Consider the following 22,182-nt stretch of genomic DNA (forward strand, 5'->3'; position numbering starts at 1 on the left):
GAGCACGTGACCGGCATCGACGACCTTCCCGTGCGGGAGGAACTGCGCGGCAAGTCCCCCTACGGCGCCCCTCAGCTGGACGTCCCCGTCCGGCTGAACACCAACGAGAACCCCTACCCGCTGCCCGAAGCGCTGGTCGAGCGGATCGCCGAGCGGGTGCGCGAGGCGGCCCGGCACCTCAACCGCTACCCGGACCGGGACGCCGTGGAGCTGCGCACACAGCTCGCCCGCTACCTGACCGACACCTCAGGCCACCGGGTGGGCCTCGCGAACGTCTGGGCCGCCAACGGCTCCAACGAGGTCATCCAGCAACTGCTCCAGACCTTCGGCGGACCGGGCCGCACGGCGATCGGCTTCGAGCCGTCGTACTCGATGCACGCGCTCATCGCGCGCGGCACCGGCACCGGCTGGATCTCCGGACCGCGCCGCGAGGACTTCACGATCGACCTCGCCGCCGCCGAGCGGGCCGTCGCCGCCCACCGGCCGGACGTCGTCTTCATCACCACGCCCAACAACCCCACGGGCAACGCGGTCCCGCGCGAGACGGTCCTCGCGCTGTACGAGGCCGCCCAGGCCGCCAGGCCGTCGATGGTGATCGTCGACGAGGCGTACGTGGAGTTCAGCCACGGCGACTCGCTGCTGCCGCTCATCGAAGGACGGCCGAATCTCGTCGTCTCGCGCACGATGTCCAAGGCCTTCGGCGCGGCCGGGCTGCGTCTGGGATACCTCGCCGCGCACCCGGCGGTGGTGGACGCCGTCCAGCTCGTCCGGCTGCCGTACCACCTGTCGGCCGTCGCGCAGGCGACCGCGCTGGCCGCCCTGGAGCACACCGACACCCTGCTGAAGTACGTCGAGCAACTGAAGGCGGAGCGGGACCGGCTGGTCACCGAACTGCGCTCGCTCGGCTGCGAGGTCACCGAGTCCGACGCCAACTTCGTACAGTTCGGGCGGTTCGAGGACTCCCGGACCGCCTGGCGGAAGATCCTCGACCAGGGTGTCCTGGTACGGGACAACGGCGTGCCCGGCTGGCTGCGGGTCACCGCCGGAACCCCCGAAGAGAACGACGCGTTCCTCGACGCGGTACGTGAACTAATGGGCTCTGCGGGGGAGACTCCCGCATCCCCGAAGGAGCAGAGCGCATGAACCGCGTTGGACGCGTGGAGCGGACCACCAAGGAGACCTCGGTCCTGGTCGAGATCGACCTCGACGGGACCGGCAGGACGGACATCTCCACCGGCGTCGGCTTCTACGACCACATGCTCGACCAGCTCGGCCGGCACGGTCTGTTCGACCTGACCGTGAAGACCGAGGGCGACCTGCACATCGACTCGCACCACACCATCGAGGACTCCGCCCTCGCGCTCGGCGCCGCCTTCAAGCAGGCGCTCGGCGACAAGGTGGGCATCTACCGCTTCGGCAACTGCACGGTCCCGCTGGACGAGTCCCTCGCCCAGGTCACCGTCGACCTCTCCGGCCGCCCGTACCTGGTGCACACCGAGCCGGAGAAGATGGCGCCGATGATCGGCGAGTACGACACCACGATGACCCGGCACATCCTGGAGTCCTTCGTGGCCCAGGCGCAGATAGCTCTGCACGTGCACGTGCCGTACGGGCGCAACGCCCACCACATCGTGGAGTGCCAGTTCAAGGCGCTGGCCCGGGCGCTGCGCTACGCGAGCGAGCGCGACCCGCGCGCGGTCGGCATCCTCCCCTCCACGAAGGGCGCGCTCTAACCCATGACCGGTCTGTCCGCCATCCTGATCGTCGTGGGGCTCTTCCTCGCCGGCGGTATCTACTCGTTCGTCAAGCAGGAGATGCCCAGGAGCCTCATCGTGCTGCTGTCCATCGCCGCCGCCATGTGTCTCGTGGCCGGAGTCGTGCGGCTGGAGGTGTGGAATTGAGCGACCCCAGGAAGGTCGTCGTCTTCGACTACGGCTTCGGCAACGTCCGCTCCGCCGAGCGCGCCCTCGCGCGCGCCGGTGCCGAGGTCGAGATCACGCGTGACTTCGACCGGGCCATGAACGCGGACGGCCTGCTGGTGCCGGGCGTCGGCGCGTTCGCCGCCTGCATGAAGGGCCTGCGCGACGCGCGCGGCGACTGGATCATCGACCGCCGGCTCTCCGGCGGGCGCCCGGTGCTGGGCATCTGCGTCGGCATGCAGATCCTGTTCGCGCGGGGCATCGAGCACGGCGTGGAGACCGAGGGCCTCGACGAGTGGCCCGGCTCCGTCGAACCGCTCCAGGCCGAGGTCGTGCCCCACATGGGCTGGAACACCGTCGACGCGCCCGCCGACTCCCGGCTGTTCGCCGGCCTGGACGCGGACGCGCGCTACTACTTCGTGCACTCCTACGCCGTCCAGGACTGGGCCCTCGAAACGCACAACCCGACCATGACGGCCCCCCGGGTGACCTGGTCGACGTACGGCAAGCCCTTCGTGGCGGCCGTGGAGAACGGCGCCCTGTGGGCCACGCAGTTCCACCCCGAGAAGTCCGGCGACGCCGGAGCGCAGCTGCTGAACAACTGGATCGGAACCCTCTGATGGCTTCGAAGCTCGAACTCCTGCCCGCCGTCGACGTCCGCGACGGCCAGGCCGTCCGCCTCGTGCACGGGGAGTCCGGCACGGAGACCTCGTACGGCTCTCCGCTGGAGGCCGCCCTCGCCTGGCAGCGCGCGGGCGCCGAATGGCTGCACCTGGTCGACCTGGACGCGGCGTTCGGCACCGGCGACAACCGGGCCCTGATCGCCGAGGTCGCCGGGGCGATGGACATCAAGGTGGAGCTGTCCGGCGGCATCCGCGACGACGACACCCTCGCCGCCGCGCTCGCCACCGGCTGCACCCGGGTCAACCTCGGCACGGCCGCGCTGGAGACGCCGGAGTGGGTCGCCGAGGTCATCGCCGAGCACGGCGACCAGATCGCGGTCGGCCTCGACGTACGCGGGACGACGCTGCGCGGGCGTGGCTGGACCCGTGACGGCGGCGATCTGTACGAGACGCTGGACCGCCTGGACAAGGAGGGCTGCGCGCGGTACGTCGTCACCGACATCGCCAAGGACGGCACGCTCCAGGGCCCCAACCTGGAGCTGCTGAGGAACGTCTGCGCCGCGACGGACCGGCCGGTCGTGGCCTCCGGCGGCGTGTCGTCGCTGGACGACCTGCGCGCCATCGCCGAACTGGTACCCCTCGGCGTCGAGGGCTCCATCGTCGGCAAGGCCCTGTACGCGAAGGCGTTCACCCTGGAAGAGGCCCTGGAGGCGGTGTCCCGATGACGTCCGATGCCGTACGGCGGGTGCAGAGCGGAAGTCCCTGGGAGGAGTCCTTCGGTTACGCGCGTGCCGTCGCGGCGGGCGAGCGCGTGCTGGTGGCGGGCACGACGTCCTTCAAGGGCAGCGTGCTGTACGGGGAGGGCGACCCCTACGAGCAGGCCAAGGTGGCCTTCGCCGGCGCGATCGAGGCGATCGGCGCGTTCGGGCTGGACGCCGGGTCCGTGGTCCGTACCCGGATGTACCTGACCCACGCGCGGGACGTGGACGCGGTGGGGCGGGCCCACAAGGAGTTCTTCGATCAGGTGCGCCCGGTCTCCACGATGCTGGTCGTGGCGGGATTCGTCGACCCGCGCATCCTGGTCGAGGTGGAACTGGAAGCATACCGAGGAGCCGTGGATTCATGACCCTGGCGGTCCGAGTCATCCCCTGCCTGGACGTGGACAACGGCCGGGTCGTCAAGGGCGTCAACTTCCAGAACCTGCGCGACGCGGGCGACCCCGTCGAGATGGCGAAGGTCTACGACGCCGAGGGCGCCGACGAGCTGACCTTCCTGGACATCACCGCGTCCTCGGGCGACCGCGAGACCACGTACGACGTGGTGCGCCGCACGGCCGAGCAGGTGTTCATCCCGCTCACGGTCGGCGGCGGGGTGCGGACGGCCGAGGACGTGGACAAGCTGCTGCGGGCCGGTGCCGACAAGGTCGGGGTGAACACGGCCGCGATCGCTCGGCCCGACCTGATCCGGGAGATCGCGGAGCGGTTCGGCCGGCAGGTCCTGGTGCTGTCGGTCGACGCCCGGCGGACGCCGTCGGGCGGCTTCGAGGTGACGACGCACGGCGGCCGCAAGGGCACCGGCATCGACGCCGTCGAGTGGGCGCACCGGGCCGCCGAGCTGGGCGCCGGGGAGATCCTGCTGAACTCGATGGACGCGGACGGCACGAAGGACGGCTACGACCTGGAGATGATCGCGGCCGTCCGGGGGCACGTGACGGTCCCGGTGATCGCCTCCGGCGGCGCCGGCCGGCTCGCCGACTTCGCGCCGGCCGTCGGGGCGGGGGCGGACGCGGTGCTGGCGGCCTCCGTCTTCCACTTCGGCGACCTGCGGATCGCCGAGGTGAAGCAGGCACTGCGCGAGGCGGGCCACCCGGTGCGGTGATTCCGCGCCGGGGGTGAGCGCGGGGCCGCTCGGCATGTAGGTGAGTGCGGCGGCTGGTACGGGGTGCTGGGCCCGTCTTTGTCGTCAGTGCGGGGGTTTGCGGTCTCGGTGGTGTGGTCGTGTTGTGCTGCGCCGCGCGTGACTGCGGGCTGAGGGCGCGTGAGGGCGGGGCTGACCCCGTGCTACGCCGGAACCGGTGGTTCTGCCGATGCGTGACTCCCAAGCCGCGCCGCACAGTTGCCGCTGTCAGCCGAACCAGGCGCGGCCCGCCGCACGGCCGTCGCCGCGCCCTCCACTCGAGGAGCCCCACATGGCACAGCTGCACAGCGGACCGGCCCCGGGCGGGCCGCGGGTGAGCCGCACCGGAGCGCGAGCGACCCGGGCGGTGCTCGCGACCCTGCTCGCCGCGGCCGGTCTGCTCACCGCTCAGACCGTCGGCGCGCAGGCCGCCGACAACCCCTACGAACGCGGGCCGGCGCCGACGCAGTCGAGCATCGAGGCGGCGACCGGGCCGTACGCGGTGTCGCGCTCGACCGTGTCGTCCGTCAGCGTCACCGACTTCGGCGGGGGCACCATCTACTACCCCACGTCCACCGGCGACGGTACCTTCGGCGCGGTGGCCGTCTCGCCCGGCTACACCGGAACGCAGTCGTCGATCTCCTGGCTCGGACCGCGCCTGGCCTCGCAGGGCTTCGTGGTCTTCACCATCGACACCCTCAGCACCCTCGACCAGCCGGACAGCCGAGGCCGCCAACTCCTCGCCGCCCTCGACTATCTGACGCAGCGCAGCTCCGTGCGCACCCGGATCGACAGCAGCCGGCTGGGCGTGATCGGACACTCCATGGGCGGCGGCGGCTCACTCGAAGCCGCCAAGAGCCGGCCCTCGCTCCAGGCGGCGATCCCGCTGACGCCGTGGAACCTCGACAAGACCTGGCCCGAGGTGCGGACCCCGACGCTCGTCTTCGGCGCGGACGGTGACACCGTCGCGCCCGTCGGCCAGCACGCCGAACCGTTCTACCAGAGCTTGCCCGGCTCCCTGGACAAGGCGTATCTGAAGCTGAACAACGCGACGCACTTCACGCCGAACTCGTCGAACACCACCATCGCGAAGTACAGCATTTCCTGGCTCAAGCGGTTCATCGACAACGACACCCGCTATGAGCAGTTCCTCTGCCCGCTGCCGCGGGCGAGCAGCACGATCGAGGAGTACCGGGGCAACTGCCCCCACACCTCCTGACCGTTCGCCACGGTTTTGGTCACGGTCACGGTCGCCGTCACCCGGCACTGATCACCACTGGCCCCCGCTCGTCACCGTGCGTCCAGGCATCCCGCACGGCGGCGGCCGCGTCCTCGCGGCCGCCGCCGTCGCGTGTGCGGGCGCACAAGGATGGCTCGCGCCCGGTAGGAGCGTGCCCAGCGCGGACCTCGTCCGGCGGGCCCGTTTCCCGAGGTCGCAGGGCCCACGGAGGCCCGTACGGGGCTCCCGGGCGCCGGTTCCGCCGTCGGTTACGCGGTCGTAACCTGACCGCCGTGACCGGACAGCAGATCCCCCCACGTCCGCTCCGCCCGCCCAGACTCCACGGCCGGAGCGCGGAACTGGAAGCCGTAGAGGCGCTGTTGGCCCGACTGCGGGCGCACCGCGGCGGCGCCCTCGTCCTCAGCGGCACCCCCGGCCTCGGCCGCACCGCGCTGCTGGCCCAGGTCAGCCGCGGTTTCGACGACGGCACCGTATGGCACACCCGGGCGACCCCGGCCGAACGCCGCATCCCGTACGGCGGACTGCACGCCCTGCTCAGCACCGGGGCCGCGGGCCTGCCGCTGCGGGCCCTGCGGGTGCTCGGGGCCGGTCTCGAACCGGCCGCGCTGCTGGAACTGCTGGGCGAGCGGGCCGCCGGGCGCCCGCTGCTCCTGTGCGTGGACGACGTACACCTGTGGGACGGGCCGTCGCGCGCGGCCCTCGGATTCGTCGCCCGGCGGCTGGACACGGTGCGCCCCATCGGGCTGCTGCTGTCCGTGGCGGCCCGCGGCGGCCCGGACGGCGAACTCGCCGGCCTGCCCCTGGTACGGCTCGGCCCGCTCGACCCCGCCGCGGCGCACGCCCTCGCGGACGAGCTCGCTCCGCGCGTCCTCGATCCCGCCGTACGCCGGGAACTGGTCCGCGCGACGGCCGGCAACCCGCGGCTGCTGAGCGACGTACTGAACGGGCTGAGCCCCCGCCAGCTCGGCGGCGAGGTGCCGCTGCCGAGTCCGCTGGTCGCCCCCGAGGTCTTGGTCCGGGCCTGCGGGGCGGGCCCCGGCGACCTGCCGCCCGGCACCCGGCTGCTCCTGCTGCTGGCCGCGGCCGCGCAGGAACAGGACCCGTACGGCCACGGAGCGGACCTCGTCCTCGTGCTGCGGGCGGCCGGTGCCGCCGGGGTCGGCCGCGCGCAACTCGGCGAGGCCGAGGACGCCGGGCTGCTGCGGGTCGCGGGGGAGCGCCTGGTGTTCACCGGTGAGCCGTTGCGCCGGGCGGTCCATGACGGGGTCTCACGCTCCCGGCGCCGGCAGGCGCACACCCTGCTGGCGCTCGCGCTCGCCGGTGACCGCCGCCGGCTGCCGCGCCTGGTGCACCGGGCGCTGGCCGCGCCGGGACCCGACCCGCGCCTGGCCGCCGAGCTCGCGTCCAGCGCGGAGGACGACCCGGGCCGGACCCACGCCGAACGGTCCGTGGCCCTGGAACACGCGGCCGCCCTCACGGAACACGACGGAGCCCGGGTCGCGCGGCTCGCCGCCGCCGCGGACCACGCCCGGCTGGCCGGCCGCCCGGTCCGGGCGCGCGAGCTGCTGACCGCGGCCCGGCCGTGGCCGGCCCACGACGCGGTGCGCGGCCGGGCCGAACTCGTCCGCGGGCTGCTCGAACTGCAGGACGGCCCGGTGGCCGACGCCTGCGAGGCGCTGCGGCTGGCGGCGGAACTGATGGCCCCCTACGACCCGTCACGCACCGACGCGGCGTTGCTCGCCGGCATGGAGGCGGCCTGGGCGGCGGGCGACGCGGAGACCTATCTACGGATCACCACGTGGCCGGGCCCGGCCCGCACTCCGGCCCCCGCCGACCGGCCGGCTCCCACGGGCCCGGCTGACCGGTCAGGTCCGGCCGGCCGGGCTCGTTCTGCCGGTCCTGCTGGTCCTGCTGGTCCCGCTGGTGTTGCTGGTCCCGCTGGTGTTGCTGGTGTCGGCGGTTTCGTCGGCCCGTCCGGTGGGGTCGGCCTGTCGGGTGCTGAAGGTGCCATCGGGCCGGGGAGCCTTGGGAGTCCCGGGGGGCCCGACGGGTCCGTCCGTCGGTCCGACCGGTTCGGGTTGGTGGGCCTGTCGGATGCTGCCGGACCCGTCGGACTGTCCGGACCCGTCGGGCTGTCCGGTTCCGTCGGAGTGTCCGGTCCCGGGGGCCGGTCCGCCGCCGTCGGTCCGCGTGGTGTGTCCGCCTCTTCGGTGCCGGGTTCCTCATCGGCCGGTGGGGTCGGGGACGCCCTCCTGGGCGGGGCCCCGGGGGACGAAGTGGTCGTACCGGCGCGGATGTTCGTGGAGGAGTACCGCGGCGCCATGGCGGACCTGCTCAGCGGACGGACCGCGCGGGGCAGGCACGTGCTCGGCCGGCTCGTGGCGCGGGGGGAGCACGCGGGCGACCCCGGGCTGCTGGTGTGCGCCGGCGGCGCGGCGCTGGTCGTGGGCGACCTCGCGGCCGCGTGCCGGGTGCACGCGCGGGCGCTCGCCGTCGCGCGGGCCCATGGCCACGCCACGCTCGTACCGGTGGCCCTGGAGCGTTTGGCGTACGGCGAGTTACGGGCCGGACGGCACCTCCGGGCCCGGGTGCACGCCGAGGAAGGACTGCGCGCCGCCCTGCGCACGGGACAGCGCAACATCGCCGCGCACCAGCACGCCGTCCTCGCGCTGGTCGCGTCCCTGGAGGGCGACGCCGACACCGTGGCCGAGCACGCCGCCGCCTGCTCGGCCATCGCCGACGCGCACGGCCTCGCGCTGGCCGCCACACTCGCCCAGTGGGCCCTCGCCCGGACCGACCTGAGCCGCGGCCGTGCCCCCGAGGCCGCGGCCCGGCTCGGTCCCGTGGTGCGGCCCGGTCCGGGCGCAGGCCACTTCGCGGTACGGATGCTCGCCGTGCCCTGTTACGTCGAGGCGGCCGTGCTGGCCGGTGCGCCGGAGGCCGCTCCCGCGGCCGTCGACGCCTACGCCGGCTGGGCGCGCCAGCACATCGACGCCGCCGCCCCGGCCCTGCTCGCGCGCTGCCGCGCCCTGCTGTGGACCGTCGAGGGCCGGGCCGAACCCGGCGACGACGACCACACCGGCAGCCACCCGGCGGAGGCCTGCTACGCCGAGGCGCTGGCCCGACACGACCTGGTGGGCGGCGACTTCGAACGCGCCCGCACCCAGCTGCTGTTCGGCAAGTGGCTGCGGCGCAGGCGACGGCCGGGCGAGGCCCGGGGCCGGCTGCGCGACGCCCTGGTCGGGTTCGAACGCTGCGGAGCCCGTGCCTGGGCCCAGCAGGCCCGCGCCGAACTGCGTGCCACCGGTGAGGCCCCGGCGGCGGCCGACTCCGGCGGGCCGCTGACCCGGCTGACCCCGCAGCAGCAGCGGATCGCCCGGTTCGTCGCCGAGGGCGCGACCAACCGCGAGGTGGCGATGCGGCTGTCGGTGAGCCCGCGCACCGTGGACCACCATCTGCGCAATGTGTTCGCCCTCCTCGGGGTGCGCTCGCGCATGGAACTGGCCCGGCTCGTCGACCGCGCGGACGCGCCCGCCGCGCCTCCCCGGGAGCCCGGCCCGGCCCGGCGCGAGGTCCCGCTGCCGGACTGAACCGGACAGCCGGGGAGCGAGGTGCGCGGGGAACCGGGCGACGGGCGGCCGGGGGGAATTTGGCCCGCACCCTGGGGACCGACCGGACGGTATGCCATCCTTCGGGACCAAGGACTGCTCCGGAGCCGCCGGCGGAGGACGAACGCCGCGCCGCGCACCGGTGCGAACCGACCCGGTGGAGGACCGCGATGCCGAACACCGTACGAGCCCGTGTCCGGGTGGTGCCCGAGCTGCCGCCCCCCTCTGTGCCCCTGCGCTCCTCCGTCGACGCGGAAGCCCTCGCCGTGCTGCACCGCGCGGCCGCCGTCCTGATGGACGACCTCCCCGAACTCACCGACCGGCTGGTCGCCGTGCTCCAGGAGCAGGAACCGGCCTACCGCGCGGCCCTCGAAGCCGACCCCTCGGGCCTGTGGCAGGAGGTGCACCGCTCGCTGCGCCACAACGTCGGCTCGCTGCTGCGCCCCAGAGAGTCCCGGGACGCCGCCCGGCGCTGTTCCTGGCGGATCGGCGCCGAACGGGCTGAGCAGGGACTGCCGTTGGACGCGCTGCTGCACGCCTTCCGGCTCGGCGGAGCCCTGGTGTGGCGCGGCCTCGTCGAGGAGGCCGCGCGGCGCGACCCGGACGACGTACGCCTGCTCGTGCACGTGGCCTCCGACGTGTGGAACTTCGTCGACGAACACAGCACCCTGGTGGCCGACGCCTACCGGCAGGTGGAACGGCAGCTGGCCTGGCGCCGCGAGAACCGGCTGCGGCTGATGACCACCGCCCTGCTCGACGGCACGACCCGCATCGCCGACCTGCCGGATGTCGCCGCCGCGCTGGATCTGCCGGAGCACGGCAGGTACGCGGTGGTGAGCGTGGCCGCCGCCCACCCGGCCGCCCACACCGGCATCCGGTTGCTGTCCGTGCCGCCCGGCATGCGGGTGCACTGGCACACCGGCGCGGACGCGGAACACGGCATCGTCCATCTCGGCGAGAGCGAGCCGGCCGACCTGGTCGAGCGGGTGACCGTGCCCGTCGGGTCCCGGGTCGGCATCAGCCGCGCCGTGGACGGCCTCGCGGCGGTCGGTGACGCCCGCCGGTTCTCCGAGACCGCGCTGCGGGCCTGCCCGGAGAGCGGCGGCACCGTCCTGCTCGACGAGCATCTGCCGGCGGCGCTGCTGGTGTCCGCGCCCGCCCTCGGCGCGGCGCTCGTCCACCGGGTCCTGGGACCGTTGCTGAGCCTCGATCCGGGCGACCGGGACCTGCTGCTGGACACCGTCAGCGCCTGGCTCGACAGCGACGGCTCCGCCCAGCGCGCGGCGACCCGGCTGTACTGCCACCGCAACACGGTCCTCAACCGGCTGCGGCGCTTCGAACAGCTCACCGGCCGCTGCCTCACCCGGCCCGCGGACGTCGTCGACACCTCCCTCGCCCTGACCGCCCGCCGCCTCCTCGGCACCTGACCGCACCCCCCGGCCGAGGCGCTCGACAGCGCCTGGCCCCGGACGCCCGTCCGCCCCGCCCCTTCCGCCCCGCCCACTGTCGTCCCCGCCTCGGCCGCCGCAGCCGACGCGGGGACGGCCGGGCGGGGCGGGATCCGCGAGCCGGCGGCACAGGTCGCCCCCACGGCGCGCTACGACCGCCACACGAAGCACGCGACCGATACCCCCGGCGCCCCAGCCCCGGCGCCCCACGCTTCGCCTCCGGCGCCGGGCGCCCGGCGCCGCGCACCCCACTTCCGGCTCGCGGCGTTACGCGTCCGGCCTCGGGCGCCCTCGAACGCGGTGTCCCGCGCCCCGGCCTCCGGCGCCCAGCGTCCCGGCCTCCGGCGCCCCGAACCCGGCTCGGGCCTCCGGCGTCCCGACGCCCGGCCGCCGATGTCCCGGGCCCCGCCCCACGCCCCCGGACCCCGTGTCCCTCGCCCCCTCCCCGTTTCCCCGCTCCCTCCCGTCTCCCCCGCCGCACAAGCGGACCCCCGGCTGCCGCGTCAAGGACGGGGAGCTGGGCAGCGGCACAAGGCTGGGCACTTGTGGCTGGGAGCGGGTCCTGTGCCGTCGTCGCGCGCTGTACGCGATGCGGCGCGCGTGCTCTCGTAGGGCCACTTCCCCCGTATGTCCGCGTCGTGCGGAACGAGGAGTCGTGATGCCCTCTCTGTCATCGGACGGCGCCCGGCAGGACACCCCCCTGCCCGGTCGGCCGTCCCCCGGCGACCCGCCCCCGGACGGGTCGCCGGTGCTGCGCGTGCGCGATCTCGACGTGGCCTACGGGCGCGCCCTGACCGCGTTGCGCGGTGTCCGCCTGGACGTGCCCGCGGGCGGCGCCGTCGCCCTGCTCGGCGCCAACGGCGCGGGCAAGAGCACCCTGTTGCGCTCGATCTCCGGCACCCTGCGGCTGCACCGCGGCGCGATCACCGCGGGCAGCGTCCACTACGGCGGCCTGCGCCTGAGCGGACAGGACCCGGTGGCCGCCGTACGCGCCGGTGTCGTCCAGGTTCCCGAAGGCCGCAGGGTGTTCGCCGGACTCACGGTGGACGAGAACCTGCGCGCCGGGGGGCTGGGCCTCGGCCGCCGTGCCCCGGCGGTCGTAGGGGCCGCCCGCGACCGGGTCTTCGGCCTGTTCCCCCGGCTCGCGGAACGCCGTGGGCAGCGCGCCGGACTGCTGTCCGGCGGCGAGCAGCAGATGCTCGCCATCGGGCGGGCCCTGATGGCCGCGCCCCGGCTGCTGCTCCTGGACGAGCCGTCACTCGGCCTGGCCCCGCTGATGGTCGAGCGCATCGCCGAGGTGATCCGGGAGATCAACGGCCAGGGCACCTCGATCCTGCTCGTGGAACAGAACGCCGCGATGGCACTGGCGCTCTGCGAGCACGCGTACGTCCTCGAAGTGGGCGAGGTGCGCCTCAGCGGCCCGGCCGCCGAACTGGCCGCGACCGACGCCGTGCGCCGCCTGTACCTGGGGGAGGACGCGGCCCCGCGGCCGGCGGACCCCGGACCCCCGCCCGCTCCCGCCGACGAGCGGGACACCCCGGCGCACGGGCAGGGCGCCGTATGAGCACCCCGCCCCCGCCCCTCCACGTGGACGACGTCACCGTCAGGTTCGCCGGGCTGGTCGCGCTGGACTCGGTCGGCTTCACCGTCGCGCCCGGCAGCGTGCACGCGCTGATCGGGCCCAACGGAGCTGGCAAGTCGACCTGTTTCAACGTCGTGTCGGGGCTCTGCCGGCCCGCGCACGGCGGCGTCCGGCTCGGTGACCGGGAACTCACCCGGCTGCCCCCGCACCGGATCGCCCTGCTCGGCATCGCCCGTACCTTCCAGAACATCGTCACCACGGCGGGCACCGTCGGCGACAACCTGATGCTCGGCCGCCAGGCCCTGTGCCGGGCGGGCTTCACGGCGACCGCCCTCCGCCTGCCGAGCACCGTGCGCGAGCAGCGCGAGCACCGCGCCCGAGCCCGCGAGATCGCCGAACTCGTCGGCCTGGGAGCCCTGTTCGACACCCCGGTCGCCCTGCTCTCCTACGGCGACCGCAAACGGGTCGAACTCGCCCGCGCCCTGTGCCTGGAGCCACGGGTGCTGCTGCTCGACGAACCGGTGGCCGGCATGAACTCCGGCGAACGCGCCCGCACCGTCGAGGTGGTGCGCACGGTCCGCGCCGAACTGGGCCTGTCCGTCCTGCTGGTGGAGCACGACATGGGCCTCGTCATGCGGCTGGCCGACGAGGTCACCGTCCTCGACTTCGGCCGCCGGATCGCCGCCGGCACCCCGGACCAGGTCCGCCAGGACCCCGAGGTGCGCCGCGCCTACCTCGGCACCCCGACCACCCCCCAGGAGCACATCGCATGAGCACCGCCCTGGACACCGCGCTGAACGGGCTCGCCCTCGGCTCGGTCTACGCCCTGGTCGCCCTCGGTTTCGTCATCATCTTCAAGGCGTCGGCGGTGATGAACTTCGCGCACGGCTCCCTGCTGCTGCTCGGCGGCTATCTGACCGCCGTGCTGCACGACCGGCTCGGCTTCGCGGGCGCCCTCGCCCTCGCGGTGCTCGCCACCGCGGCCGCCGCCGGACTGATCGACTGGCTGCTGCTGCGCCGCGTCGACCCGAGCGCCGCGCACGTGCTGACCATCGTCACCATCGGCGTCGACATCCTGCTGATGACGGACCTCACCCGCCGGATCGGCGGCGATCTGCTGGGCCTCGGCGACCCCTGGGGATCGGACGTGACCGAGATCGGCCCCGTGACCGTCGCCGACAGCCGGATCGCCTCGATCCTGGTGTCCCTGGTCGTCATCGCCGCCGTCTTCGCCGTGTTCCGGTTCACCCGGTGGGGCCTGTCCCTGCGCGCCGCCGCCGAGGACCACGAGGCCGCCGCGCTGATGGGCATCAGGCTCGCCCGGATCCGTACCCTCGCCTGGTGCCTGGCGGGCGCGCTCGCCGCGCTCGCCGCCGTCTTCCTGGCCGCCTTCCCGGCACCCGGCCTGGAACGCACCACCGGACAGATCGCGCTGAACGCCTTCCCCGCCGCGATCCTCGGCGGCATGACCTCACCCCCCGGCGCGCTCGCCGGCAGCCTGCTGATCGGCGTCACCGAGGCGCTGGTGGCCGGCTACCAGTCCGAACTCTCCGCGCTCGGCGAAGGCTTCGGCGACGTGGTGCCGTACGCCGTGATGGTGCTGGTGCTCCTCGTCCGGCCCGCCGGTCTCTTCGGAACCCGGGAGGCGGCCCGTGTCTAGGCGTGCCGGCGCGGCCGGCGCGGCCGTCCTCCTGCTCTGCGTCCTGCCCTTCTACCTGGACGCGTTCTGGCTCCAGGTCGGCCTGTTCTCGATGGCCGCCGCGCTCGGCGCCGTCGGACTCACCCTGCTCACCGGCACCGCGGGCCAGCTCTCCCTCGGCCACGCCTTCTTCCTCGCCGTCGGCGCCTACGGCTACGTGTGGCTGGCCGGTGAACCCGGACCGGGCCTGCCGCCCCTGCTCGCCCTGGTCCTGGCGGTGTGTCTGAGCGGCGCCGTGGGCGGACTGTTCAGCCCGGTCGCCGGCCGGGTGCGCGGGGTCTACCTCGGGGTGGCGACCCTCGCCCTGGTCTTCCTCGGCCACCACGTGATGCTCAACGCCGACTCCCTCACCGGCGGCTTCAACGGGCGCTCCGTGCCGCCCCTGTCCGTCGGCGGCTTCACCTTCACCGCGACCGACCCCCAACTGACGCTCCTGGGCATCCCGTTCGGCGCCGAGGAGCGCCTGTGGTACCTGGCGCTGGCGCTGTTGGGCCTCGGCTGGTTCGCCGCCCGCAACCTGTTGAACGGCCGTCCCGGCCAGGCCCTGACCGCGCTGCGCGACAGCGAGACCGCCGCGGCCGTGCTGGGTGTCCCGGTCGCCCGCCGGCGCTCGGCCGCCTTCGTGGTCTCCTCCATGTACGCGGGCCTGGCCGGGGTCCTGCTCGCGCTGGTCTTCCGCCGGATCGTGCCCGACTACTTCGGCCTCGCCCTGTCCATCGACTACCTCGCGATGATCGTCATCGGCGGCCTCGGTTCGGTGGCGGGCGCCGCCGCGGGAGCCGTCTTCGTCACCGCGCTGCCGCTGCTCATGGCCCGGTACGCCGACCAGTTGCCGCTCGTCGCGGCGCCCGGCGCGCCGGGCCACGCGGTGGGCCCCACCGAGGCCTCGCGCTATCTGTACGGCGCCGCCGTCGTCCTCGTCCTGCTCTTCGCCCCCGACGGACTCGGCGGACTCGCCCGGCGCGCCGGCGCGCTGGTCCGACGCCGTCGCGCCGGCCCCCCGGCCTCCCCGTCCGACGCCGCCGCCCGGCCCGGCTCCGCCGACCCCTCCTCCCCGGCCTCCTCACCCGGGGCCGCGTCCGCACCGGATCAACGACCCAAGGAGCGCACCTCGTGAACAGCACGGGACGCACAGCACTCGCCACGACCCTCGCCGCCCTGCTGCTGGCCGGTGTCGGATGCAGCGGCAAGGCCGCCGACTCCGGCGGGAAGGCCGCCGCGGACGGGGTGAAGACCGGCCCCGGCGTCAGCGCCGACACCATCAAACTGGGCGCGCTCACCGACCTCAGCGGCCCCTACGCCACCCTCGGCAAGAGCATCGTGCAGGCCCAGCAGATGTGGGCCGACGAGACCAACAAGAGCGGCGGGGTCTGCGGGCGCAAGGTCGAGATCGTCGTCCGCGACCACGGCTACGACGTGCAGAAGGCCGTGGCCGCCTACACCGAGATCTCCCCGAACGTCCTGGCGCTGCCCCAGGTCATCGGCTCGCCGGTGGTCGCCGCCCTGCTCGACGACGTGGAACGCGACCACATGCTCACCTTCCCGCAGGCCTGGGCCGCCTCCCTGCTCGGCAAGGAGTCCGTCCAGGTGCTCGGCACCACGTACGACATCGACATGGTGCGCGCCGTCGACTTCCTCACCCGCGTGCAGGGGGTGCGCAAGGGCGACAAGATCGGCCACGTCTACTTCGAGGGCGACTACGGCAGCAACGCCCTTGCGGGGTCCACCTGGGCGGCCGAGCAGGCCGGCCTCACGGTCGTCGGACAGAAGATCAAGGCCACCGACACCGATCTGTCCGCGCAGGTCACCGCCCTGCGCAAGGCCGGGGTCAAGGCGATCCTGATCAGCGCGGGCCCCAGCCAGACCGCCTCCCTGGTGGGCGTCGCCGCCTCGCGCGGGCTGAAGGTCCCGGTCATCACCAGCGCCCCCGGCTTCGCGCCGCAGCTGCTCAAGACACCGGCGGCACCCGCGCTGCTCGCCATGCTGCACATCGTCAGTGCCGCCCCGCCGGTCAGCTCCGATCTCCCGGCCGTCACGAAGATGGTTGCCTCGTACCAGAAGAAGTACCCCGGTGAGCTCGTCGACGCGGGCACCCTCTCCGGCTACAACGCGGCCGTACTGATGGGCCGCGACCTGGCGGCCGCCTGCAAGGCCAAGGACCTGAGCCGGGAGGGCCTGGTGAAGGCGCACCGCGCGCAGAAGGCGGTGGACAACGGCCTCGGCACCCCGCTGGACTTCTCCGACGCCTCACGCCCGGCGGCCACTGCCGTCTACGTGACCAAGCCGGACGCACAGGCCACCGGCGGCACCGTGCAGGTCGAGGAAGCCCGCGCCCTGCCCGCGGAACAGGAGTACCTGGACACGCACAAGCAGTGAGACCCTGCACGGGCCCGGTGCGCGGGGCGGCTCGGCGAGCCGCCCCGCGCACCGGGCGCACGTCTCACAGACCCAGCGCCCGCGACTCGTGCAGTCGGGTGATCGCGTCCTTGTCGCCCTCCAGCTCCACGTCGGCCGCGTCCTGCCGGCCGTGCGCGAACAGCAGCAGCTCCGAGGGTTCGCCGGTCACCGTCACCACCGGCGCGCCCTTGTGCGCGACCACCGTCCGGCCGTCCGGGCGGCGCAGCACCAGGCCGGTCGGCGCCCCGCGGCCCATCAGCCGGGCCGCCCGCTCCAGCCGGGACCACAGGGCGTCCTGGAACACCGGGTCGAGTTCGCGGCGGGCCCAGTCGGGCTGGGCACGGCGGACGTCCTCCGTGTGGACGTAGAACTCGACCGTGTTCGACGCCTCGTCGAGCTGCTTCAGCGCGAACGGCGAGAAGCGCGGCGGCCCGGTCCGGATCAGCTGGATCAGTTCCTCGTACGGCTTGGCCGCGTACTCCTCCATCGTCCGCTCCAGCCGGGACGCGAGCTGCTTGACGAGGATGCCGCCCGCGGCGTCGGGGCGGCGCTCGCGGACCACCACATGCGCGGCCAGATCACGGGTCACCCAGCCCTCGCACAGGGTGGGGGCCTCGGGACCGGCGGTCTCCAAGAGGTCGGCGAGCAGAAGCCGTTCACGCTTGGCAAAGGTCGACATACCGTCAGCCTACGACCGCCCGCCCGGTCCGCCCACCCGTCACCGCCCACCGCCCGTCCGGCACCGCCCACCACGTGCCGGTCCGCCGCCCACCACGGGCCCGTTTCCGCCGCCCTTCCGGTCGGTGGACGCCGCTCCGGGTGCGCCCCGCCGCGCGGCACAATGGCAGGCATGACCAGTACGCCGCCGCCCAGCAGCCTCGACCCCGCGATCGCCGCCCGTCTCAAGCGCGCCGCCGACGGACTCGTGCCCGCCATCGCCCAGCAGTACGACACCGGAGAGGTGCTCATGCTCGGCTGGATGGACGACGAGGCGCTGCACCGCACCCTGACCACCGGACGCTGCACGTACTGGTCCCGCAGCCGCCAGGAGTACTGGGTCAAGGGCGACACCTCCGGCCACTTCCAGTGGGTCAGGTCCGTCGCCCTCGACTGCGACGCCGACACCGTCCTGGTCAAGGTGGACCAGGTCGGCGCCGCCTGCCACACCGGGGCACGGACCTGTTTCGACGAGGACGTACTGGTCGCGGACGCCGATTCCGGCGTACGGGCCGCGGATCAGTAGGGTCAGCCGCCATGGACCTCGAGACCTTCCGCAAGCTGGCCACCGACCGCCGTGTCATCCCGGTCACCCGCAAGCTCCTCGCCGACGGCGACACCCCGGTCGCGCTGTACCGCAAGCTCGCCGCCGAACGTCCCGGCACCTTCCTGCTGGAGTCCGCGGAGAACGGACGGTCCTGGTCCCGCTACTCCTTCGTCGGCGTCCGCAGCTCCGCCACGCTCACCACGCGCGACGGCGAGGCCCACTGGCTCGGCACGCCGCCCGTCGGCGTCCCCGTCGACGGCGACCCGCTCGCCGCGCTGCGCGCCACCATCGAGACCCTGCACACCCCCGGCCAGGACGACCTGCCGCCCTTCACCGGCGGCATGGTCGGCTACCTCGGCTACGACATCGTCCGCCGCCTGGAGAAGATCGGCCCCGGCGAGCGCGACGATCTCCGGCTGCCCGAGCTGACCATGCTCCTGACCAGCGATCTCGCCGTCATGGACCACTGGGAGGGCTCCGTCCTGCTGATCGCCAACGCGATCAACCACAACGACCTCGACACCGGGGTCGACGACGCCCACGCCGACGCCGTGGCCCGGCTGGACGCCATGGAGGCGGACCTCTCCCGCGCGGTCGTCCAGCCGCCCGCCGTGCTCCCGCCGTCGGAACTGCCCGAGTACAGCGCCCTGTGGGGCGGCGAGGACTTCCAGCGCGCCGTCGAGGACGTCAAGGAGCGCATCCGGGCCGGCGAGGCCTTCCAGGTGGTCCCCTCGCAGCGCTTCGAAACGCCGTGCACGGCCAGCGCGTTGGACGTCTACCGGGTCCTGCGGGCCACCAACCCCTCGCCGTACATGTACCTGTTCCGCTTCGACGGGTTCGACGTCGTCGGCTCCTCTCCCGAGGCCCTGGTCAAGGTCGAGGACGGGCGGGCCATGGTCCACCCCATCGCCGGCACCCGGCACCGCGGGGCGACCCCGCGCGAGGACCAGGCCCTCGCCGACGAACTGCTCGCCGACCCCAAGGAACGCGCCGAGCACCTCATGCTCGTCGACCTCGGACGCAACGACCTCGGCCGGGTCTGCGAGCCCGGTTCGGTCGAGGTCGTCGACTTCATGTCCGTCGAGCGGTACTCGCACGTGATGCACATCGTCTCGACGGTCACCGGGCGGGTCGCGGCCGGCCGTACCGCCTTCGACGTGCTCACCGCCTGCTTCCCGGCGGGCACCCTGTCCGGCGCGCCCAAGCCGCGCGCGATGCAGATCATCGACGAACTCGAACCGTCCAGGCGGGGCCTGTACGGCGGCTGCGTCGGCTACCTCGACTTCGCGGGCGACTCCGACACCGCCATCGCCATCCGTACGGCCCTGCTGCGCGACGGCACCGCCTACGTCCAGGCCGGGGCCGGCATCGTCGCCGACTCCGACCCGGTCGCCGAGGACACCGAGTGCCGCAACAAGGCGGCGGCGGTGCTGCGTGCCGTGCACACCGCGAACCGGCTGGGCGAGTAGGGCGCGGATCACGTGAGCCCCGGGTGACGGTTCGCCCGGGGTTCAGGCGATAGTGGACTACGTGACTGCTGTCCCTCACCCCCGTGCCCAAGCCGCCGCCCCCGCCCGGTCCGGCCGCCGGAGCCTCGCCGTCGCCCTGCTGAGCGGAGCGCTCGGCGCCGCCGTGGCCCTGCTGGCCACGCGGCAGCGCTGGTCGCAGGGCACCGCGACGGTCGCCGGCGGTGAGTTCCCGCTGACCGTGCGGGGCAGCGACATCACCGGCGTTCCCGCGGCGCTGGCGATAGTCGGCCTCGCCGCGCTCGTCGCCGTCTTCGCCGTCCGCAAGGGAGGACGGCTGCTGGTCTCCGGACTGCTCGCGCTCTCCGGCGCCGGCATCGTCGCCGCGGCCCTGCTCGGCGCCTCCGACGGCTCCGCGCTCGACGAGAAGGCCGCCGAGGCCTCCGGCGACACCTCGGCCGCCGTGGACGCCTTCACCCACACCGCGTGGCCCTACGTCGCCGCCGCGGGCGGCGCCCTGATCCTCCTCGCCGGACTGCTGGCCCTGCGCTACGGCCCGCTGTGGCCCGTGATGTCCGGCCGCTACGAGCGCGACGGCACCCCCCGGCCGCGCCGCGCCGCGCCCGCCGTCGATCCCGACCGGCCGGAGGACCTCTGGAAGGCGCTGGACCGGGGCGAGGACCCGACCGGCGCGGGGCCCGCCTAGCACCGGCCCGCGCCGGGCGGGCGGCCGCGCGCTCCCGCTCGCGGTTCCCGCTCCCGGCCCCCCGGCCTGGAACGGCCCCCGGCCGCGAAGTGGTGAATCATTACGGGGACGGGGAGCCACCCCCGCTCACGGCGGACGTGCGGGTACGGAACAATGGACCACGAGCGTCCGGCTCGGACACACGTCGGACACGTACGACACGTACGACACGTACACAACCACGTACACAGCAACGAGGAGCAAGTCATGGCGGGCAGCAGCCACGGTCACACCCCGGCCGCCTGGACCGGTGTCATCATCGCCTTCATCGGTTTCTGCGTCGCCGGCGCCTTCATGGTGATGGCGCAGCCGGCGGGCTTCTGGGCCGGCATGGCGATCATCGCCTTCGGCGGTGTCGTCGGCGGTGCGATGCGCGCCATGGGCATGGGTCAGCCGAAGGCGGTCCCCCTCGTGGTCCAGTCCACGACCCGCCGGCCGGCCGGCGTCGAGAGCTGAGCGCCGCACCACCCGGTACCCGTGGAGGGGCGGATCCGGCGCCGACGGGCGCGGATCCGCCCCTCACGCGCGTCCACGGCCCGCGCGGGGCAGAATGCGAGGCGTGAACGCCGACAGCCAGCCGACGCGGAGCGCTCGTCCGGGAAGCACGGCGGGACGGCTGGCCGTGCCCGCCGGGGTCCTCGCGGCCGTCGTGGGCGCCTTCGCCTACGTCGGCGCCGTCGATCCCAACGAGCCCGGCCACTACCCCGTCTGCCCGCTGCTGCGCCTGACCGGTGTCTACTGCCCCGGCTGCGGCGGCCTGCGCAGCGCCCACGCCTTCGTCCACGGGGACCTCCTGGCGGCGCTCCAGGACAACGCGGCGGCCGTGCTCGGCTATCTGGGGTTCGCCGTGCTGTGGACCGTCTGGGTGGTCCGCGCGGCGCGCGGCCGGCCGCTGCGGATCGACCTCGGGCCGGCCCAGCTGTGGACGCTGGGCGCGTTGCTGCTGGTCTTCACCATTGTCCGGAACCTGCCGTTCGGAGACCGGCTTCATCCTTGATCGTTCGGTGAACGTCCAGGTAGTGGGACCGGCGTCAACCGGATGTGAGGCCTACGCCTTCCTCCGGATACCATCGCAGTGACCATGGGTTTCGCCCACCGCGACCGTTCGAGCGGCGGGTCGGGGCACAAGCCCCCACCGCTTGAAGAGTCAACCGTCAGGAAGGGGGCCGCTCGCGTGAGTGTGCTCGACGAGATCATCGACGGAGTCCGTGCCGACCTCGCGGAGCGGCAGGCGCGCGTCAGCCTCGACGAGCTCAAGGAGCGCGCGGCCAAGGCCCGTGCCGCCAAGGACGGCGTGGCCGCGCTGCGCGGCGAGGGCGTCAAGGTGATCTGCGAGGTCAAGCGATCCAGCCCGTCCAAGGGCGCGCTGGCCGCGATCGCCGACCCGGCGGCCCTGGCCGCCGACTACGAGGCGGGCGGCGCGGCCGTCATCTCCGTCCTGACCGAACAGCGCCGCTTCGGCGGCTCCCTGGCCGACCTGGAAGCGGTCCGCGCCCGGGTGGACATCCCCGTGCTGCGCAAGGACTTCATCGTCACGGCGTACCAGCTGTGGGAGGCGCGCGCGTACGGCGCCGACCTCGCCCTCCTGATCGTCGCGGCCCTCGACCAGCCGGCCCTGGAGTCCCTGGTCGAGCGCGCCGAGTCCATCGGGCTCACGCCCCTGGTCGAGGTGCACGACGAGGACGAGGTCGAGCGCGCGGTGGACGCGGGCGCCAAGGTCATCGGCATCAACGCGCGCGACCTGAAGACCCTGGAGGTCGACCGCTCGACGTTCGAGCGGGTCGCCCCCGAGATCCCGCCCCACATCGTCAAGATCGCCGAGTCCGGTGTCCGCGGCCCGCACGACCTCATCGCGTACGCCAACGCGGGCGCCGACGCGGTCCTGGTCGGCGAGTCCCTGGTCACCGGCCGCGACCCGAGGGCCGCGGTCTCCGACCTGGTGGCCGCGGGCGAGCACCCCGCGCTGCGGCACGGGCGGGACTGACACCCCGGTAGGGTTGACCCCGATGACGCCCACGACCCCCGCCACGACCGCGGACCGGTACGCCCGCCTCGCGCGCGGCTGCCGCCCGCGTGGCTGCCGCGCTCCCGCCCGCCGGGTCCACGGCCGCAGGGTCCGTTACGTCATCGGGGACGAACCGGGGCAAGTGAACGGCATGCGATGGCAGCGGCCGGCCTGAGGGGCGCGGGGCAGTACTGAATGCGCGGCCACCGCCGCGCGGGCGCGACACATCACTGACGGCCCGCAGTCGACCGACCATCCCCGCCCCCCACGGCGATCAGTGTCTTTTCCGC

At 74.1% G+C, this 22,182-nt stretch carries 23 protein-coding genes; 22 read left to right on the forward strand and 1 reads right to left on the reverse strand.

Annotated elements, in window-relative coordinates; genetic code table 11:
* Positions 1 to 6 precede the first annotated feature (6 nt).
* The 15 genes from ACWCQK_RS12520 to ACWCQK_RS12590 all read left to right on the forward strand — a co-directional run bounded on the left by ACWCQK_RS12520 (position 7) and on the right by ACWCQK_RS12590 (position 16,391).
* On the forward strand, positions 7 to 1,143 hold the full coding sequence (locus ACWCQK_RS12520; RefSeq protein WP_451155348.1) for a histidinol-phosphate transaminase: 1,137 nt from the start codon (positions 7 to 9) through the stop codon (positions 1,141 to 1,143).
* The gene (gene hisB, locus ACWCQK_RS12525) at positions 1,140 to 1,733 is read left to right on the forward strand and encodes an imidazoleglycerol-phosphate dehydratase HisB (RefSeq protein ID WP_451154834.1); all 594 of its coding nucleotides are present in this window, start codon (positions 1,140 to 1,142) and stop codon (positions 1,731 to 1,733) included. Before ACWCQK_RS12520 ends, hisB begins: the two co-directional genes overlap by 4 nt.
* 3 nt (positions 1,734 to 1,736) lie before the next feature.
* Positions 1,737 to 1,901, forward strand: a complete 165-nt coding sequence (locus ACWCQK_RS12530) for a hypothetical protein (RefSeq protein ID WP_385788177.1) — start codon at positions 1,737 to 1,739, stop codon at positions 1,899 to 1,901.
* Positions 1,898 to 2,539 (forward strand): imidazole glycerol phosphate synthase subunit HisH, encoded by a 642-nt coding sequence (gene hisH, locus ACWCQK_RS12535; protein WP_451154836.1) that lies wholly within the window; start codon positions 1,898 to 1,900, stop codon positions 2,537 to 2,539. The genes ACWCQK_RS12530 and hisH overlap by 4 nt, the downstream gene beginning before the upstream one ends.
* Complete coding sequence (gene priA / locus ACWCQK_RS12540; RefSeq protein ID WP_451154838.1) at positions 2,539 to 3,267, forward strand: bifunctional 1-(5-phosphoribosyl)-5-((5-phosphoribosylamino)methylideneamino)imidazole-4-carboxamide isomerase/phosphoribosylanthranilate isomerase PriA; 729 nt, start codon at positions 2,539 to 2,541, stop codon at positions 3,265 to 3,267. Before hisH ends, priA begins: the two co-directional genes overlap by 1 nt.
* Entirely contained in the window at positions 3,264 to 3,668 is a 405-nt protein-coding gene (locus tag ACWCQK_RS12545; RefSeq protein ID WP_451154840.1) for a RidA family protein, read from the forward strand. The genes priA and ACWCQK_RS12545 overlap by 4 nt, the downstream gene beginning before the upstream one ends.
* Positions 3,665 to 4,420: an imidazole glycerol phosphate synthase subunit HisF gene (gene hisF, locus ACWCQK_RS12550; RefSeq protein ID WP_451154842.1), complete on the forward strand. Its 756-nt coding sequence runs from the start codon at positions 3,665 to 3,667 to the stop codon at positions 4,418 to 4,420. Before ACWCQK_RS12545 ends, hisF begins: the two co-directional genes overlap by 4 nt.
* A 310-nt stretch (positions 4,421 to 4,730) precedes the next feature.
* Complete coding sequence (bdeA, locus tag ACWCQK_RS12555; RefSeq protein WP_451154844.1) at positions 4,731 to 5,657, forward strand: bis(hydroxyethyl) terephthalate hydrolase; 927 nt, start codon at positions 4,731 to 4,733, stop codon at positions 5,655 to 5,657.
* A 293-nt stretch (positions 5,658 to 5,950) separates the two neighbouring features.
* Positions 5,951 to 9,268: a LuxR C-terminal-related transcriptional regulator gene (locus tag ACWCQK_RS12560; RefSeq protein WP_451154846.1), complete on the forward strand. Its 3,318-nt coding sequence runs from the start codon at positions 5,951 to 5,953 to the stop codon at positions 9,266 to 9,268.
* A gap of 188 nt (positions 9,269 to 9,456) precedes the next feature.
* The gene (locus ACWCQK_RS12565; protein ID WP_451154848.1) at positions 9,457 to 10,713 is read left to right on the forward strand and encodes a PucR family transcriptional regulator; all 1,257 of its coding nucleotides are present in this window, start codon (positions 9,457 to 9,459) and stop codon (positions 10,711 to 10,713) included.
* A gap of 679 nt (positions 10,714 to 11,392) precedes the next feature.
* A complete protein-coding gene (locus ACWCQK_RS12570) occupies positions 11,393 to 12,298 on the forward strand; it encodes an ABC transporter ATP-binding protein (protein ID WP_451154850.1) in 906 nt (301 codons plus the stop codon).
* A complete protein-coding gene (locus ACWCQK_RS12575; RefSeq protein WP_451154852.1) occupies positions 12,295 to 13,089 on the forward strand; it encodes an ABC transporter ATP-binding protein in 795 nt (264 codons plus the stop codon). Before ACWCQK_RS12570 ends, ACWCQK_RS12575 begins: the two co-directional genes overlap by 4 nt.
* Positions 13,086 to 13,976 (forward strand): branched-chain amino acid ABC transporter permease, encoded by an 891-nt coding sequence (locus ACWCQK_RS12580; RefSeq protein WP_451154854.1) that lies wholly within the window; start codon positions 13,086 to 13,088, stop codon positions 13,974 to 13,976. The genes ACWCQK_RS12575 and ACWCQK_RS12580 overlap by 4 nt, the downstream gene beginning before the upstream one ends.
* Entirely contained in the window at positions 13,969 to 15,132 is a 1,164-nt protein-coding gene (locus ACWCQK_RS12585) for a branched-chain amino acid ABC transporter permease (protein WP_451154856.1), read from the forward strand. Before ACWCQK_RS12580 ends, ACWCQK_RS12585 begins: the two co-directional genes overlap by 8 nt.
* Positions 15,129 to 16,391, forward strand: a complete 1,263-nt coding sequence (locus tag ACWCQK_RS12590; protein ID WP_451154858.1) for an ABC transporter substrate-binding protein — start codon at positions 15,129 to 15,131, stop codon at positions 16,389 to 16,391. The genes ACWCQK_RS12585 and ACWCQK_RS12590 overlap by 4 nt, the downstream gene beginning before the upstream one ends.
* Before the next feature lie 64 nt (positions 16,392 to 16,455).
* On the opposite strand, the gene ACWCQK_RS12595 is transcribed toward ACWCQK_RS12590, so the two are convergent.
* Positions 16,456 to 17,091: a TIGR03085 family metal-binding protein gene (locus ACWCQK_RS12595; RefSeq protein ID WP_451154860.1), complete on the reverse strand. Its 636-nt coding sequence runs from the start codon at positions 17,089 to 17,091 to the stop codon at positions 16,456 to 16,458.
* Positions 17,092 to 17,262: 171 nt separating this feature from the next.
* On the opposite strand from ACWCQK_RS12595, the gene hisI reads away from it, so the two are divergent.
* The 7 genes from hisI to trpM all read left to right on the forward strand — a co-directional run bounded on the left by hisI (position 17,263) and on the right by trpM (position 22,067).
* Positions 17,263 to 17,655 carry a phosphoribosyl-AMP cyclohydrolase gene (gene hisI / locus ACWCQK_RS12600; protein WP_451154862.1) on the forward strand — a complete coding sequence of 131 codons (393 nt, stop codon included), beginning with the start codon at positions 17,263 to 17,265 and terminating at the stop codon, positions 17,653 to 17,655.
* 11 nt (positions 17,656 to 17,666) lie between these two features.
* The gene (locus ACWCQK_RS12605; RefSeq protein WP_451154864.1) at positions 17,667 to 19,145 is read left to right on the forward strand and encodes an anthranilate synthase component I; all 1,479 of its coding nucleotides are present in this window, start codon (positions 17,667 to 17,669) and stop codon (positions 19,143 to 19,145) included.
* 52 nt (positions 19,146 to 19,197) lie between these two features.
* Positions 19,198 to 19,848 carry a TIGR02234 family membrane protein gene (locus ACWCQK_RS12610; RefSeq protein ID WP_451154866.1) on the forward strand — a complete coding sequence of 217 codons (651 nt, stop codon included), beginning with the start codon at positions 19,198 to 19,200 and terminating at the stop codon, positions 19,846 to 19,848.
* 246 nt (positions 19,849 to 20,094) lie between these two features.
* Complete coding sequence (locus ACWCQK_RS12615) at positions 20,095 to 20,343, forward strand: HGxxPAAW family protein (RefSeq protein WP_451154868.1); 249 nt, start codon at positions 20,095 to 20,097, stop codon at positions 20,341 to 20,343.
* 94 nt (positions 20,344 to 20,437) lie between these two features.
* Entirely contained in the window at positions 20,438 to 20,884 is a 447-nt protein-coding gene (locus ACWCQK_RS12620) for a DUF2752 domain-containing protein (RefSeq protein ID WP_451154870.1), read from the forward strand.
* A gap of 177 nt (positions 20,885 to 21,061) precedes the next feature.
* A complete protein-coding gene (gene trpC / locus ACWCQK_RS12625; RefSeq protein WP_451154872.1) occupies positions 21,062 to 21,871 on the forward strand; it encodes an indole-3-glycerol phosphate synthase TrpC in 810 nt (269 codons plus the stop codon).
* A 22-nt stretch (positions 21,872 to 21,893) separates the two neighbouring features.
* Positions 21,894 to 22,067 carry a tryptophan biosynthesis modulator TrpM gene (trpM, locus tag ACWCQK_RS12630; RefSeq protein ID WP_451154874.1) on the forward strand — a complete coding sequence of 58 codons (174 nt, stop codon included), beginning with the start codon at positions 21,894 to 21,896 and terminating at the stop codon, positions 22,065 to 22,067.
* The last annotated feature ends 115 nt before the right edge of the window (positions 22,068 to 22,182 follow it).

Source organism: Streptomyces sp. NPDC002306 (assembly GCF_053593435.1).

Excerpts from the sequence above, each read along its gene's own strand:
- ACWCQK_RS12530 (WP_385788177.1), top strand. The coding sequence starts at position 1,737 with ATGACCGGTCTGTCCGCCATCCTGATCGTCGTGGGGCTCTTCCTCGCC.
- bdeA (WP_451154844.1), top strand. The coding sequence starts at position 4,731 with ATGGCACAGCTGCACAGCGGACCGGCCCCGGGCGGGCCGCGGGTGAGC.
- ACWCQK_RS12580 (WP_451154854.1), top strand. The coding sequence starts at position 13,086 with ATGAGCACCGCCCTGGACACCGCGCTGAACGGGCTCGCCCTCGGCTCG.
- ACWCQK_RS12605 (WP_451154864.1), top strand. The coding sequence starts at position 17,667 with ATGGACCTCGAGACCTTCCGCAAGCTGGCCACCGACCGCCGTGTCATC.
- ACWCQK_RS12615 (WP_451154868.1), top strand. The coding sequence starts at position 20,095 with ATGGCGGGCAGCAGCCACGGTCACACCCCGGCCGCCTGGACCGGTGTC.
- hisI (WP_451154862.1), top strand. The coding sequence starts at position 17,263 with ATGACCAGTACGCCGCCGCCCAGCAGCCTCGACCCCGCGATCGCCGCC.
- ACWCQK_RS12545 (WP_451154840.1), top strand. The coding sequence starts at position 3,264 with ATGACGTCCGATGCCGTACGGCGGGTGCAGAGCGGAAGTCCCTGGGAG.
- ACWCQK_RS12575 (WP_451154852.1), top strand. The coding sequence starts at position 12,295 with ATGAGCACCCCGCCCCCGCCCCTCCACGTGGACGACGTCACCGTCAGG.
- ACWCQK_RS12595 (WP_451154860.1), bottom strand. The coding sequence starts at position 17,091 with ATGTCGACCTTTGCCAAGCGTGAACGGCTTCTGCTCGCCGACCTCTTG.
- ACWCQK_RS12620 (WP_451154870.1), top strand. The coding sequence starts at position 20,438 with ATGCGAGGCGTGAACGCCGACAGCCAGCCGACGCGGAGCGCTCGTCCG.
- ACWCQK_RS12570 (WP_451154850.1), top strand. The coding sequence starts at position 11,393 with ATGCCCTCTCTGTCATCGGACGGCGCCCGGCAGGACACCCCCCTGCCC.
- ACWCQK_RS12565 (WP_451154848.1), top strand. The coding sequence starts at position 9,457 with ATGCCGAACACCGTACGAGCCCGTGTCCGGGTGGTGCCCGAGCTGCCG.
- trpM (WP_451154874.1), top strand. The coding sequence starts at position 21,894 with ATGACGCCCACGACCCCCGCCACGACCGCGGACCGGTACGCCCGCCTC.
- hisB (WP_451154834.1), top strand. The coding sequence starts at position 1,140 with ATGAACCGCGTTGGACGCGTGGAGCGGACCACCAAGGAGACCTCGGTC.
- priA (WP_451154838.1), top strand. The coding sequence starts at position 2,539 with ATGGCTTCGAAGCTCGAACTCCTGCCCGCCGTCGACGTCCGCGACGGC.
- hisF (WP_451154842.1), top strand. The coding sequence starts at position 3,665 with ATGACCCTGGCGGTCCGAGTCATCCCCTGCCTGGACGTGGACAACGGC.